Raw genomic sequence first — 13,743 nt, 5'->3', positions numbered from 1 at the left:
TGCGCATGGCGTCGAGCGTAGCCGTCACCCTGCGGCGCGGGTGTCCCGGCCGTCCACGAAGGTCCGGACGACCTCGATGTCCCCGATCCGGGCGGGGTCCACGTGGTGCGGGTCGTCGCCCAGCACCACCAGATCGGCACGCATTCCCGGTGCGAGGGCGCCCGCCGCGCCCTCCCAGCGGCAGGCGTGGGCGCCGGCGACCGTGTAGGCCCGCAGCGCCTCGTCGACGGTGACGGCCTCGTCCGGGCCGACGAGGCGGCCCGAGGTGGAGGCGCGTTCGACCATGAACTGGATCGCGCGCAGGGGTGCGCCGTCCGTGACGGGGCGGTCCGAGCTGCCGACGAGTTCGACGCCGTGGTCCAGGAAGCCGCGACCCCGGTACATCCACCCGGCCCGCTCCTGGCCCATCACCGTCGCGTAGTCGTCGCCGAAGTAGCGCAGGAAGTTGGGCTGGACCACCGCGCTCACGCCGAGCGCGGCGAACCGGGGCAGCTGGTCGGGGCGGATCAGCCCGGCGTGTTCGATGCGGTGGCGCGCGTCCGGGCGGGGCCGCAGCGTCTGGGCCCGCTCCAGGGCGTCCAGGGCGAGGTCGGCGGCGCGGTCGCCGATGGCGTGGACGGCGAGCTGCCAGCCGGCGAGGTGGCCGTCGACGATGAGGGCGGCGAGACGTTCCGGGTCGTCCTGGAAGCGGCCGACGTTGTCGCTCGTGCCTTCGTACGGGGAGGTGAGCGCCGCCGTCCGGGCCATCATCCCGCCGTCGGTGTAGATCTTGAGCGCGCCGAGCGACAGCCAGTCGTCGCCGAAGCCGGTGCGCAGGCCGAGGTCCAGGGCCTGAGTGAACCCGTCGTCGGTGTGTGCAGCGCGGGGGCGCAGGGTGTCGCCGGAGGCCATGAGCTGGACCCGCAGGGGCAGCCGCCCTCGGTCCCGGAGCAGCTGGTAGGCGCCCAGTTCGACGGGGCTGTGGCCGAGGAGTCCGCCGCCGATGCCCGCCTCCGCACAGGCGGTGATCCCTTCGTCCAGGCAGGCGCGGGCGGCCAGCTCGATCGCGTCCGCCAGCTCTTCCTGGGAGTACGGGAGCCGCAGCCGGCGGGCGGTGGTCATGGCGCTCTCGGCGAGGAAGCCGTCCTGGTGCGGGGTCCCGTCCGGCAGCAGGTCCAGCACCGCGGTGTTGACGACGCAGGCGTGCCCGGAGTCGTGCATCAGGAAGACCTTGCGGCCGTGGCTGACCCGGTCCAGTTCGGCGGCGGTCAGGTGCCGGCCCAGGGCCCGCTGGTCATATCCGGCCAGGTCCACCCAGGCGCCGGGAGGGGCGGGCCGCCGGGCCTCCGCGTCGACCACGGCGAGGATGTCCGCGATCCGTTCGCACGGGGCGACGCTCGGGGTCCCGGCCTTCAACCCGGCCCAAGCCAGGTGGACATGGCTGTCGATGAAGCCGGGCAGCACGGTCGCCCCGCCCAGGTCGACGACCTCGCGGGCGGGCAGCGATGTCACGGCCTCGTCCACGCCGACGATCCGGCCCCGCCAGATCCCCAGGTCGTGGGCGACGGGGTGGCGGGGATCCATCGTGAGCACGCGCGCGTTCGTCAGCCTCGTACAGAGCATGGGAAGTCCCTCCCCGTCGCGTTCGGACCCACGGCTCGCGCGGCCGGAGAGCGGGCCGGGTCAAGTTAACCCGCTCGTTCCCCCCTGTCGACGTCAGGGGGTATTTCCAGCCGTCTTCCGCTGTCAACATCCCTGTCAATCATGGGGCGTTGTGCTCTTAGGTAAGCCTTGCTTTACTGAGGCGCGCCAGTCATCGCTTTCCAAGGAGGCACCTTCATGCGGGTCGTCATGTTCGGATACCAGACCTGGGGCCATCGCACCCTGCAAGCCCTGCTGGACTCCGAGCACGACGTGGTGACCGTGGTGACCCACCCCAGGAGCGAGCACGCCTACGAGAAGATCTGGAGCGATTCGGTCGCCGATCTCGCGGAGAAGCACGGGGTCCCCGTGATCATCCGCAACCGGCCGGACGGCGAACTCGTGGACCAGCTGCGGGAGGTGGCCCCGGACATCATCGTGGCCAACAACTGGCGGACGTGGATGCCGCCGGAGATCTTCACCCTGCCGGTCCACGGCACGCTCAACATCCATGACTCGCTGCTGCCCGCCTACGCGGGTTTCTCGCCACTGATCTGGGCGCTCATCAACGGCGAGCCGGAGGTCGGTGTCACGGCCCACATGATGGACGAGGAGCTGGACGCCGGTGACATCGTCGTCCAGCGGGCCGTGCCCGTGGGGCCGACGGACACCGCGACCGACCTCTTCCACCGTACGGTGGATCTCATCGCGCCGGTCACCGTCGAGGCCCTCGGGCTGATCGCCTCCGGGCAGCGGGAGTTCACCCCGCAGGACCGGTCGAAGGCGAGCTTCTTCCACAAGCGCGCCGAGGAGGACATCCGCATCGACTGGAACTGGCCGGCCGAAGACCTGGAGCGCCTGGTCCGCGCCCAGTCCGCCCCGTACCCCGCCGCCTTCACGTACCACCGGGGGCGGCGGCTCGAGGTCGTCTCGGCCGTCGTGTCCGAGGGCCGCTACGGGGGCACGCCGGGGCGCGTCTTCTACCGAGAGGGCGACGGCGTCGTGATCGTCGCCGGAGCCGACGCCCGCACCGGCCGCAACCGCGGTCTGGCCATCACCCGTGTACGGACCGAAGACGGCCGCGAGCTGCCCGCGACCGAGTACTTCACCTCGATGGGCGGATATCTCACCGGCCGCCCCTGACGATCGGGACCTACCCCATATGCGTACCGCACGTGCCCGGCACTACCTCATGTGCCGGCCCACCCACTTCGACGTGGTCTACTCCATCAACCCGTGGATGGACCCGGCGAAGCCCGTCGACACCCCGCTGGCCATAGCCCAGTGGGAGCGGCTGCGCGAGGTCTACCTGAGCCTCGGGCACACCGTCGACACGATCGACCCCGTCCCCTCCCTCCCCGACATGGTCTTCGCCGCCAACGGCGCCACGGTCATCGACGGGCGGGCCCTCGTGGCCCGGTTCCGCGACGCCGAGCGCATCGCCGAGGGCCCCGCCTACCACAACTGGCTGCGCGACAACGGCTTTCCGGAGCTGCGCACGGCCGCCTTCGTCAACGAGGGAGAGGGCGACTACCTCCTGGCGGGCGACTGGCTGCTGGCCGGCACCGGCTTCCGCAGCGACCCTCGCTCGCACGACGAGGCGCAGGAGTACTTCGGGCGCCCGGTGATCGGGCTGACCCTCGTCGACCCCGACTACTACCACCTGGACACCGCCCTGACCGTGCTCGACGAGAGGACGGTCGCCTACTACCCGGCGGCCTTCTCCCCCGGCAGCCGGGCGGTGCTGGAGCGGCTGTTCCCGGACGCCCTCCTCGCCACCGCCGCCGACGCCGAGGTGTTCGGGCTGAACGCGACGTCGGACGGGTACAACGTGGTCCTGCCGCAGAACGCGACGGAGTTGGCCGGGCGGTTGCGTGAGCGCGGGTTCCACCCGATCGGCGTGGAGCTCTCGGAGCTCCTCAAGGCGGGCGGCAGCGTGAAGTGCTGCACGCTGGAGCTGCGCCGGGAGGCCTGACGCACCACCGGACGGCCTCCCCGCGGACATTCCGTGGGGAGGCCGTCAGCGTGCCGTTGGCGTCGGCGCATGACCACCGAGCCGAGGACCTTCCCGCCCCGACCCCTGCGCGGTGTCAGGGCCGCGTACTCACGGCAGGGCGGCTGCCCGTCCGTACGCGAGGAGCCGGCGGCCCTGGACCCCGGAACGGCAGTGGCCGTTCGGGTTCGTAGCGGATCGCCAGCAGGCCGCCGATGACGGTTCCGGCGCCGAGGGAGGCGTTGATCAGGCCGAAGGACCGTGCGCCGCGCTCGGGCACGATGACGCCGGCGGCCACCGACAGCTGCGGCCCCCAGGAGAGCACCGCGTAGAACAGCCGGATCACGATGACGCCCCAGAGCCGGCTGCGGGCCCGGAACTCCTGCCAGCCCACGGCCGGATTGCGCCACAGGCTCTCGCCGGGCGGCGGGGCGGGCACCGTGCCGAGCCGGAGCACGTACAGGCAGACCGCGCTGGCCGAGATCACCACCACCCAGCCGGTGGAGCCGAACCCGACCTGAACCGGTCGGCGAGCACCCGCCGAACAGCACCAGGCCCGCGAAAGGGGCGACCAGGAACGCCATCGCGTAGCCCGCGGCGTCCAGGCCGCACCCGTCGATGAGCGGCCCGGCGGGGACGGCGACCGGCAGCATGGCCCAGCTGAGCAGGCCGGCGCTGCGGGCTACGAAGCAGTACCGGAAGTCAGGGGACCAGATGGCGGGCTCGGGCGCAGCCCGGACCGCCGGCGGAAGGACCGGATCCGTCGGCCGACCGTGCCCTGTCCGTGCTCCCCGCCCGGATCGCCCGGTGGATCCGCCGGTGCCGACGCCGTGTCCGATTTGGCATCCCCCTTGTCCCTTCACGGTCAGCTGGACGGGACCAATGCGGCCGATCGAAGGATCCGGGACGCGGGCGCCCGCCGCTGTGAAGTGGCTCACGAAGGCAGTCACTTCAGGCCGGGCGCACTCGATGATGACCGGATGGACACTCGATTCCTCGGCATCCCCGAGCTGACCGAGACACCCTCTGTGGCAGTCGTGGTCGACGTCATGCGTGCCTACACCGTGGCCGCCTGGGCCTTTGCCCGGGGGGCGGAGAGGATCGTCCTCGCCGAGTCACTGGACGACGCCCTGGCGCTCAAGGCGCGTCATCCGGAGTGGGTGGCGCTCAAGGACGGCGCGCCCGCGCCCGGCTTCGACGCCGTCAACTCTCCGGGCCTGCTGCGCTCCGCCCACCTGGATGGACGGACTGTCGTGCAGAAGACCACGGCGGGGACGGTGGGCGCCCTCGCGGTCAAGGAGGCGTCGCTGGTGCTGTGCGCCGGCTTCGTGGTGGCAGAGGCGACCGCGGGGCTCCTGCGCCAACGCGGGTGCGAGGCCGTCACGTTCGTGGTCACCGGCGAGGACGGGCGCGCCGAGGAGGATCTGGCGTGCGCCCAGTACATCGCGGGGAGAGCCACCGGGGCCGGGGCGGACGCGACCTCGTTCGTACGCCGCGCCGCGGAGTCGCGCGCCGCCGCCGAACTGACAGAGGGCGTCCGCGAGGGAGCCCACCGCGACGACGTCGCCCTCTGCCTCGAAGTCGACCGGTTCCCCTTCGCCATGGTCGCGACCCAGGAGGACTCGCTGATGGTCCTCCGTCCGAGGGGCGTACCCGCGTCGGCCGAAGAGGCGTCGGTCTGATCCCCGCGAGGCGGCCTTCGGCCCACCCGGACGCCAGACCGGCAGATCGGCAGATCGGCAGCAACTTGGTGTTGACTATCATTTTCATATAGCGTTCGAGCTCAACGACGAAAGGTGGCCCCTCATGGCAGTCCCCAAGCGGAAGATGTCCCGCAGCAACACGCGTCACCGTCGCGCCCAGTGGAAGGCCACGACGCCTCAGCTCGTCCCCGTCACGATCGACGGAACCGTCCACCACGTGCCGCAGCGACTGGTGAAGGCCTACGAGCGCGGGCTCCTGCGTCCGGAGAGCTGAGCGGGCCTCCCTCCGGCACGCCGCGTTCCGCGCACGCGGGACAATGGGGCGTACGGCCGCGAAACTCCGCTGCCGGCCCCGCACGCCACCAGGAGTCACCGTCTTGTCCGAGCGCACTTCGTACGCCGCCCAGCCCGACCTGCAGTCCGACTGCGGGAGCTGCTTCGGGCTGTGCTGCGTGGCGCTGCCCTTCTCGCGCTCCTCGGACTTCCCGGTGGACAAGTCCGCCGGCACTCCCTGCGAAAACCTCCGGGAGGACTTCCGCTGCGGCATCCACCGGCGTCTGCGTGACACGGGGTACAGCGGCTGCACGGTGTTCGACTGCTTCGGGGCGGGCCAGAAGGTCTCCCAGGTCACCTTCAAGGGGGTCAGCTGGCGCGAGGAGCCGGATTCGGCCCGCGTGATGTACGAGGTCTTCCCCGTCGTGCGGCAACTCCAGGAGCTTTTGAAGTACGTCGCGCAGGCCTTGGACCTGTCCTCGGCCGCGCGCGTCCACCGCGACCTGCGTCGCGCGTACGAGCGGCTGGACGCCCTCACCCGGGACCCGGCCGAGACCCTGCTCGCCATCGACGTGGACGCGCTGCGCGGCGAGGTGAACCCGCTGCTCCTGCGGGCCAGCGAGCTGGCCCGGGCGGACATCCCGGGGCGCGGGAAGAACCACCGGGGCGCCAACCTCATGGGCTCCCGGCTGCGCGGTGCGAAGCTGCGGGGCGCCAGCCTGCGCGGCGCCCTCCTCATCGCCGCCGACCTGTCCGACGCCGACCTTCGCGACGCCGACCTGATCGGTGCGGACATGCGGGACACCAACCTGTGCGGGGCGGATCTGCGCGGGGCGCTGTTTCTCACCCAGCCGCAGCTCAACGCCGCGCGGGGCGACGCCCGGACGAAAATCCCTCAGGCTCTGGAGCGCCCGGCCCACTGGGCGGCCTAGGGCTTCCCGGGTGCCGCCGCCCGGGGGCGCCGTGCTGCCCCGCACGTTCAGCCGGCCGCCCTTCTCAGTGTGGCGGGAACGTCTCAGTGAGGCGGGGACGTCTCAGTGAGGCGGGGACGTCTCAGCGTGGCGGGGACTTCCCCATGGAGCGCGGCGGCCCCAGACGCAGACGGGCGAGGACCTCCGGACGGGCGATGCCGGGCATGACGAGCGCCCACATGGCGCTGACCTGCTGGTGCAGGGCGTCCCGCTCGGCCAGGGCGAGGGACAGCATCTGTACGCCGCTGTAGCAGCCGACGAGTGTCCGAGCGGCCTCCACGGGCTCGACGTGGTCCTGGAGCTCCTCGGCTTCGCGTGCGGATTCGAGAGCGGCGGTGACGGCCCCCAGCGAACCCGCGTAGCTCTCGGCGGTCTGGTAGGGGCCAGGCTCGATCGACAGGCGCACGGCGGCCCGCAGGACGGGGTCCTCCAGGAGGCCGGCGGTGTAGTGGTGGCTGATGTCCACCAGAGCCTGGAGCCAGAGCTCCGGGGCCGGCCCCGCCGCCATCTGCTCGGAGACCTGCTGGAAGTACGCGTGCTGGCGGGCCAGGATCTCGTCGCCGAGGTCCTCCTTCGACGCGAAATGGTGGTAGAAGCCGCTGCGGGAGACATTGGCCAGCCGGAGGATCGCCGGGGTGGAGGCACCGGCGTAGCCGTCCCGGTCGATCACGATTCCGGCGGCCTCGACGATCCTCTGAAACGTCTGCTCCCCACGATCCTGCGTCATGGCCACACCTTCCTCAGCCGCGTCCGACGTTACCCGGGGTCCCGGCGGCGCGCTCCCGGGACGCGGCCGGATGCTCCCGGGACGCGGCTGATGCTCCCGGGCCGCCCGGCGGCAGGCCCTCGTCCCGTGCTTCCGGCCGTGGCCCCGCCCTCGGCGTTCCCGCAGGACCGTCCGGGTGATGGAGCCGGTCCAGGCCTCACCGCGGCATGTCCCCGACACCGTGACCGAGGTGCGGGCCGTGCCCCACCACCCGTACGGAAATGAAGCTGGAGGCCCCGTCAAACGCCTGCGCCAGGGGCGCGTCCAGCGGCCAGGACGCCGAACGTAAGGCCGTCGACGACCTCGCGGGGCTGAAGTTCTTCACCCGGCTCGCGCGAAGCCCTCGACCACCGGGGGCACTGGGTGTCCTCGCCGGCTCCCTCCGAACGTCTGCCCATCGCACGGCGTCCGCCCCCTCGCTTCCCTCCCCGTGGGAGAAACGGCAGGCCCTGCGCCCGGTCACCATGAACCCCGGACGGGGTGTGGGTCCGCCGCACCGACTCGGTCCACTGCTTCGAGAAGCACCCTCTGGCGAATTCCGAGGAGTTCCTCCGCCACGCGCGGACCTGCGGCTGTCGGCCCCGTGCCGGTCACGCCTTCGACCACGACGGTCTCGAACCGTTCAGATGGAGGCGGCGGTGAGCGGCACAGCGGCCTGGTCCTCGCTCGTCGGGTTCCATGCCGCCACGCACATCGATTCGGACACGGCGGCCGAGTAGCGGGCGGCTGCCAGCCAGTACGCGGCGAAGCCGTCGGTGTCGGCGGGGAGCAGACGGCCGAAGTGGTCGCGGTCGCGCTGGGCGGCCGAGGCACACAGGGAGGTGAGCAGTGCGGCGGCCGTGGGGAAACCGCCGCGGCGGATCCGGCGGGTCTCTGCGGTGACGTCGCCCAGCATGCCGAGGGCGGCGCGGCCTGCCGGAACCGTCTGTTCCACCCGGCGCTCCAGGAGGTACAGGGGCGATGGTGCGCCGGGTCCTGCGGGCTGCGACGGGGCGAAGTGCGCGGGGGCGGACGGGTCCGGGAGGTCGGCGCGGCGCAGCCGGTCGAGGCCGAGGTCGATCGTGCCCTCGCCGGTGGGGTGCGAGCACGCGAGGAGGGTGAGCCGCGGGTGGGCTGCGGGGATGAGCCGGCCGATGATCCTCAGCCGGGTCCCCGGCGCCGCGGCCAGCAGGGACAGGTTGTCGCGGTGGGCCAGCGCGGGGTCGTCGTCGGCGGCGGCCAGCCGGACGGGAACGCCTCCCTCGCACAGCGCGAGCAGGCAGGTGCCGCCCGGTTCCCGTACGGCGCCGAGGAGTTCGACGTCCAGGAAGAGCAGGTCGCTGCCGGTGCCGTCCGGGTCCGCGTAGCGGGAGGTGGACCGCAGGGCGCGGGCAGCCTGTTCGGCCGGTGGCGTCTCCCACAGAGCGGCGAGGGGCGGCTCCGTCCACGCCGCGCCCCGGGCGGTGACGGCCTTGACGCTCTTCCCCGCACCCAGTCTGCCGTCCGGCGAGACCGTCGCGCCGGAGACGGCGAGACCGGCTCGGCCCAGCTCCCGGTGGGTGAGCGCGCTGTCGCCCAGGCGCACGGCCCGGTCGGCCACGCCGAGGGCGCGCCCCGCCCCGCCGGGCCCCACGTCGCCGACCGTGAAAAGACGGCCGTCGGCTGCGGCGACCCAGGTGCGGACGCCGCCGTGCCCCGAGTCGGTGACCACGGGTTCGGTGAACAGGCCGTACAGGCGGAGCGAGCCGTCGGGGCTGTACGGGCGGCGTGCCCGGCCTCGGACGGCGGCCAGCTCCGCCCCGGACGCCGTCGCCACGCGGCGGGCGGTGCCGAGGAGTTCGGCCAGAGCCGTGACGAGCTCGGCGGTGCGGTACGACGGGTCTCCGGCGCGGGCCGCACGCAGCAGCGTGACGACGGAGAGCGCGGCGCCCGCGGCACGGGGCAGGTGTCGGAGCCGGGCGGTGTGCGCGGCGCGCAGGAGGGCCGACTGGGCGACGGCCCCGGCCCCGCCGACCCCGGCCTCCAGCACGGCGGCGCCCGCCGCCCACAGGGCTTCGGCGGCGGCACGCTGATCCGGGGTCGCGGTCTCCGCCGGGGCGGCGTCGGGGGTGTGGGCGGCTGCGAGGCCCTGGCCGGGGGCCGGGTCCGTCACCGAGGCCCGCCGCGTGGCCGGAGTCGGGGTCGGGTCCGTGACCAGGGACGTGTCCGCGACCGGGGTCGTGTCCGTGGCCGGGGCCGGGCCGAGGGCTTCCGGGGCGGGGTGTTCGGCGGACTCGGACGCCAGGTCGGCCGTGGGAGCGGCGCAGGCGACGGCCGCGCGGTGGACGCAGGCCGGGGCGAGGAGGCAGCCACAGGTGATGTCCTCCACCTTCGCCACCACGCCGCCCGGAGCGTGCAGGCGCAGCCCGGTCTCGTCGTCGACGTCGATCGTCGTGGTGTCTCCGTCGCGGCGTGTCGGGCGGGCGGCGAGCTTGGTGACCGCGGCGTCCAGCCGCTTGCGCAGCCGGGGCGAGAGGCCCTCCACGAGCGTGGCCGTGACCTCAGGTGCGACGGGCGGCAACCCTTCGGCGTTCATCCGGTCTTCTCCCCTATCCAGCGGGCCAGTTCGAGTGGGCTGAGGGCCGCCACGGGCATGCCGGCGGCCACGAGCTGCCCGGCGACGCCCGTCGAATAGCGGGGCCGGCCGGCGTCGTCGAGACTCGCGCACCCGAGGACGTGGCAGCCGGTGTTCACCAGCGCCCGCACCTCGGCCAGCAGTCCGGCGAGCGGCGCCCCCTCCTCGAAGTCGCTGATGACGACGACGAGGGTGCGCGAGGGCACCTCTATCAGGCCGCGGGCGTGCCGGAGTCCGGCGGCGATGTGCGTTCCGCCGCCCACGCTCACTTCCAGCAGAAGGGAGAGCGGATCACGCACATGACCGGTGAGGTCGACGACCTCCGTGGAGAACGCCAGGAAGTGGGTGCTCAGGGTCGGCACCCCGGCGAGCACGGAGGCGGTCAGCGCGGACCAGATCGTGGAGGCCTCCATGGACCCGGAGACGTCGGTGACCAGGATCAGACGCCAGTCGGCCGACCTGCGGGCGCGGCTGCGGAAGACGGGCTTCTCGGGGATCACCCGGACCGTGCCGTCGGCCGTCCGGCGGGCGGTGGCCAGATTGGCGTGCAGGGTTCGCGGCAGGTCGAGCCGGCCGCCGGGGCGGCGGGTGGGCCGGGCCGTCGTCGTACCGGTCAGCGCGGGTCGCAGCCGGGTGGCGAGCTGCCGGGTCAGTTCGTCGACCAGGTGGCGCACCAGCGGGCGGAGGGCCGCGAGGCGGGCTTCGGGAAGGCCGCCGGCGTACTGCAGGATCGTCCGGAGCAGTTCCACGGAGGGGGTCGCCGCCGCCGGGTCGAGTTCGGCCAGGACGTCCTGGCGGCCCGTCACGGCCGCGGCGGCCAGGACCTCTTCGCGGACGCCGGGGCCGAACAGCGCGGCCAGTTCCTCGGACCATTCGCGGACGCCGGGGAACGACGGCTCCCGGCCGCCGCCCGCTCCGGAGCCGCCGCGACCGGGAAGGCCGCCGCGGGAACCCTCGCCGTGTCCCGCGCCGTAGAGCTCGTCCAGCGCGGTTGCCATGCGGGCGGCGGCGGACGGCAGTCGGTCGGTGCTCCGGCCGAGGACGAGCCGCCAGCGGTCGGCGGGCGCGAGGGTACGGGAGGGAGCCTGCGCCGGGGCGGCTTCGGCGAGGTGCGCGGACAAGGGGGCGGTGGAATGGCCGGACGAGGGTGGGAGCCGGTCGTCGTGGGCGGGCACCGTGACCGGGAGGCCGAGGGCCGTCAGCAGCTCGCGGGCCGCGAGGTCGGCGGCCGTACGCCGGGCCAATTCGGCCGGATCGTCCGCGTCGAGGTCGTCCACCCGTTCGCCCAGCCGTTCCTCGACGGTGCCCAGCAGCCTGTCCCGGGCGGCCGGGCTCAGGGTGTCGAAGCCACCGCGCAGAGCCGGCAGGCGGGCCAGGAAGGCGGAGTCGTCCAGCTCGACCACCCGGTCCAGCAAGGGGTCCAGGGCGCCGACACCGACGGTCAGGAGCGGACCCGCGACCGTCAGGACGCCGGAGAGGCGGGCGGTGAGCGTGGCCCGGGAGGCGCTGTCCACGGCTCCGTCCACCCAGGAGGCGACGCGCTCTCCGAACACCTCGGCCTCGTCGTGGCCGGTGAGCACCCTGACCGCTCCGGCGGCCGCGGCGATCAGCGGGGCGCCGTCGGCGGCCAGCCGGGCGAGGGCGTCGGTGAGCCGGATGCCGCCCAGCCGGTCGGCCCGCTGGGCCAGTTCGAGCAGCGCGCGGGCGTCTTCCGGCTTCTCGGATCCGGTGAGGCCCTCGACCTGGCGCACCGCGGCAGCGGTCAGCAGCTCCGCCGCGTGCGCGGTGCGGGCGGCCCTCGCGGAAGGGGCGGCGTCCGGGGCCGCAGGGCCTTCGGACGGGTCTCCGGGGCTGTCGGGCCGGATTCCGGGGCTCTCGGGCTCGGTCAGGCCCGGCAGGTGGCCCGCGTCGATGCGGTCCAGCAGATCGAGCCCGGCGAGGAGCTCGGGAAGGGTGCCGCTCGCGGGGAGCACGGCCGCGAGTTCGGCCAGCCGTTCGTCGGCCGGGGCGGGCAGTCCGCACGCGGCGGCAGCCGCGAGGCCGCGGACGACCTGGGCGGCCGTCGGGCCTCCCTCCGCGCGCTCGGCCGCGTGGCGCTGCCGCAGCACGCCCTCGGCCGCCTGGGCCGGGGTGACGCCGCGGGCACCGGCCGCGGTGAGCATCGCGGCCGTCGCCGGGGTCCACCGCACCTGCCAGCGCGTCGTCAGCCCTTCGCTACCCGCCGCCCCGGTCACCTCCTGCTCCTGGCCGTAGGGGATACCGCACACGGTCAGCCTGCGCAGCAGCAGTTCGCGGCGGCGGTCCAGAGCCGAGCGTGCCGGGTCGAGCCGGAGGTCGCGCGGTGTCTTCTCGTGCGCGTCCCGCGGACCGGGGAGCGCCAGCGCCGCGGTCTCGGCCTCGACGGCCGGGCTCAGTCCGCTGCGCGGAGCTGCGGCTGCGGGCCGTCCGGTGCGGGCTCCGACGAGGACGCGTTCGAGGGCCTGGGCGACGGCACGGCCCGTGCCGTAGGTCTCGCCGCGCCCCAGCACCGTCTGCACGGCTTCCAGGAGTTCACCGCGGCCCGGCGCGGGCAGGTCGCGCAGCCGGGCCAGGTCGCCGGCGACCCGGACGATCTCCCGGCCGTCCGCCGGGCCGTAGGGGTGGCCCTGTTCGCGCAGGGCGGCGCAGAGGCGTACGGCGGTGCGGACCAGCGCCTCGTGGATCGCCGCCGGGTCCCCGGCGGCCTCCAGGACGGTGTGCTGCCACTCCGGGTCCCGGATGCCGGCCGGGTAGCCGGAGCGGGAGTCGAGCAGGGGGTACGTGTACGGGATCAGGGAGACCGTGCACGTACCGGTCCCGGGAGCGGCGTCGGCGCGCTTGCCCGCCCTCGGCTCCGGCACGGCGGCCGGGCCCGGTGCCTGCGGTTCCGGCACGGCGGCCGGGGCAGGTGCCTCCGGTTCCCGCGCGGTGGCCGGACCCGACGCTCCCTGCTCCGGCGTGGCTGCCGGAGCCGGTGCTGCCGACTCCGGCTGTCCGGCGGTCCCGGCACTCCCACCCGCCCTCGCGGCCGGCGGCGCCAGCGCCGGGGTGTGGAAGGCGCCCACCACCACGGCGGGCCTCCGACCGTGCGCCAGGGCCTCGGCGACGTGCCCGCGCATGCACGCCTCGCGGGCCAGGTCCGTGCGCTGCACCCCGCCCCGCGCCTCGGCCTCGTAACGCAGGGCCCAACCGGTGAGCAGGGCGGCGCGGCGGAGCGCCTCGGGTGTCGAGCCGGGCGCCCGGGCCTCCACCAGCCGGTCCCACAGGTCGTCGCCGTCCCGGCCGGTGAGCCGGGACCGGAGTGCGGTGGACAGCCCGAGGCCCTCCCCCGGCACGGGCGCGGAGGTAGCACCCGGGGCCGGGGCGGGGGCGTCGCCGCCCTCCGCCCACGCCCGGTCGGCCAGGGGCAGATCGCAGGCCACGGCCGGGACGCCGTTTCTCGCCGCCCAGCGCAGCGCGACCAGTTCGGGCGAGAAGTCCGCGAACGGGTAGAAGGCCGGGCCCCGTTCACCCACCGGTCCGGCTCCGGGCCCATCGGTGGGCACGGCGGCCAGCGCCACCGGGGCCTCGGTCTCCTCATGGGCGAGCCAGCCCAGCCAGGGCTGGAACTCGGCGGGCAGTTCGACGAGGAGGACGTCGGGGGCCGCCGCGTCCAGCAGCGCGGGCAGGGCCGCCGCCAGCGAGGGCGCGTGGTGACGCACCCCGATCAGGAACGGCTCCCCGGGTCCGGAGGCCGCGAGGGCCGCCACCGCGGCCTCCGCGGTGGCCGGTCCACCCGCCGGCTCCCGCACCGGGGACGCGGGAGC

Annotated in this window: 10 protein-coding genes; 5 read left to right on the top strand and 5 right to left on the bottom strand. The window is 74.3% G+C overall.

Annotation, left to right across the window (positions count from 1 at the left end; all coding sequences use genetic code 11):
* Positions 1-24: 24 nt before the first annotated feature.
* Positions 25-1,602 carry an amidohydrolase gene (locus tag CCZ36_RS32280; RefSeq protein ID WP_128819165.1) on the bottom strand — a complete coding sequence of 526 codons (1,578 nt, stop codon included), beginning with the start codon at positions 1,600-1,602 and terminating at the stop codon, positions 25-27.
* Between the two features lie 216 nt (positions 1,603-1,818).
* Here CCZ36_RS32280 and CCZ36_RS32275 point away from each other — a divergent pair, with 216 nt between their 5' ends.
* Both CCZ36_RS32275 and ddaH read left to right on the top strand, forming a co-directional pair.
* A complete protein-coding gene (locus tag CCZ36_RS32275) occupies positions 1,819-2,763 on the top strand; it encodes a methionyl-tRNA formyltransferase (RefSeq protein WP_128819164.1) in 945 nt (314 codons plus the stop codon).
* Between the two features lie 19 nt (positions 2,764-2,782).
* The gene (gene ddaH / locus CCZ36_RS32270) at positions 2,783-3,595 is read left to right on the top strand and encodes a dimethylargininase (protein ID WP_128819163.1); all 813 of its coding nucleotides are present in this window, start codon (positions 2,783-2,785) and stop codon (positions 3,593-3,595) included.
* 115 nt (positions 3,596-3,710) lie between these two features.
* Here ddaH and CCZ36_RS36130 read toward each other — a convergent pair whose 3' ends face one another.
* Complete coding sequence (locus tag CCZ36_RS36130; RefSeq protein ID WP_237302775.1) at positions 3,711-4,106, bottom strand: hypothetical protein; 396 nt, start codon at positions 4,104-4,106, stop codon at positions 3,711-3,713.
* A 487-nt stretch (positions 4,107-4,593) separates the two neighbouring features.
* Here CCZ36_RS36130 and CCZ36_RS32260 point away from each other — a divergent pair, with 487 nt between their 5' ends.
* The 3 genes from CCZ36_RS32260 (at position 4,594) to CCZ36_RS32250 (ending at position 6,521) form a co-directional block, all read left to right on the top strand.
* On the top strand, positions 4,594-5,295 hold the full coding sequence (locus CCZ36_RS32260) for a 2-phosphosulfolactate phosphatase (RefSeq protein ID WP_128819162.1): 702 nt from the start codon (positions 4,594-4,596) through the stop codon (positions 5,293-5,295).
* 124 nt (positions 5,296-5,419) lie between these two features.
* The gene (gene rpmF, locus CCZ36_RS32255) at positions 5,420-5,590 is read left to right on the top strand and encodes a 50S ribosomal protein L32 (RefSeq protein WP_065475816.1); all 171 of its coding nucleotides are present in this window, start codon (positions 5,420-5,422) and stop codon (positions 5,588-5,590) included.
* A 103-nt stretch (positions 5,591-5,693) separates the two neighbouring features.
* Complete coding sequence (locus CCZ36_RS32250) at positions 5,694-6,521, top strand: pentapeptide repeat-containing protein (protein ID WP_128819161.1); 828 nt, start codon at positions 5,694-5,696, stop codon at positions 6,519-6,521.
* A gap of 121 nt (positions 6,522-6,642) precedes the next feature.
* Here the strand turns inward: CCZ36_RS32250 and CCZ36_RS32245 are convergent, their stop codons facing one another.
* From CCZ36_RS32245 to CCZ36_RS32230, 3 genes are all read right to left on the bottom strand, one after another.
* Positions 6,643-7,287, bottom strand: a complete 645-nt coding sequence (locus tag CCZ36_RS32245; RefSeq protein WP_069740584.1) for a ScbR family autoregulator-binding transcription factor — start codon at positions 7,285-7,287, stop codon at positions 6,643-6,645.
* Positions 7,288-7,948: 661 nt separating this feature from the next.
* The gene (locus CCZ36_RS32235; protein WP_128819160.1) at positions 7,949-9,880 is read right to left on the bottom strand and encodes a hypothetical protein; all 1,932 of its coding nucleotides are present in this window, start codon (positions 9,878-9,880) and stop codon (positions 7,949-7,951) included.
* Positions 9,877-13,686 carry a vWA domain-containing protein gene (locus CCZ36_RS32230; protein WP_128819159.1) on the bottom strand — a complete coding sequence of 1,270 codons (3,810 nt, stop codon included), beginning with the start codon at positions 13,684-13,686 and terminating at the stop codon, positions 9,877-9,879. Before CCZ36_RS32230 ends, CCZ36_RS32235 begins: the two co-directional genes overlap by 4 nt.
* Positions 13,687-13,743 lie beyond the last annotated feature (57 nt).

Origin of the sequence: Streptomyces sp. S063, assembly GCF_002832675.1 — a bacterium.
Lineage (GTDB): Bacteria > Actinomycetota > Actinomycetes > Streptomycetales > Streptomycetaceae > Streptomyces > Streptomyces sindenensis.
Note: the sequence above shows the minus strand (reverse complement) of the source record. Positions and strands in the feature narration are given on the sequence as shown.

What these genes read in the sequence shown, in the direction of transcription:
- rpmF (WP_065475816.1), top strand. Translation starts at nt 5,420, where the DNA reads ATGGCAGTCCCCAAGCGGAAGATGTCCCGCAGCAACACGCGTCACCGT.
- CCZ36_RS32235 (WP_128819160.1), bottom strand. Translation starts at nt 9,880, where the DNA reads ATGAACGCCGAAGGGTTGCCGCCCGTCGCACCTGAGGTCACGGCCACG.
- CCZ36_RS32280 (WP_128819165.1), bottom strand. Translation starts at nt 1,602, where the DNA reads ATGCTCTGTACGAGGCTGACGAACGCGCGCGTGCTCACGATGGATCCC.
- ddaH (WP_128819163.1), top strand. Translation starts at nt 2,783, where the DNA reads ATGCGTACCGCACGTGCCCGGCACTACCTCATGTGCCGGCCCACCCAC.
- CCZ36_RS32260 (WP_128819162.1), top strand. Translation starts at nt 4,594, where the DNA reads ATGGACACTCGATTCCTCGGCATCCCCGAGCTGACCGAGACACCCTCT.
- CCZ36_RS32245 (WP_069740584.1), bottom strand. Translation starts at nt 7,287, where the DNA reads ATGACGCAGGATCGTGGGGAGCAGACGTTTCAGAGGATCGTCGAGGCC.
- CCZ36_RS32275 (WP_128819164.1), top strand. Translation starts at nt 1,819, where the DNA reads ATGCGGGTCGTCATGTTCGGATACCAGACCTGGGGCCATCGCACCCTG.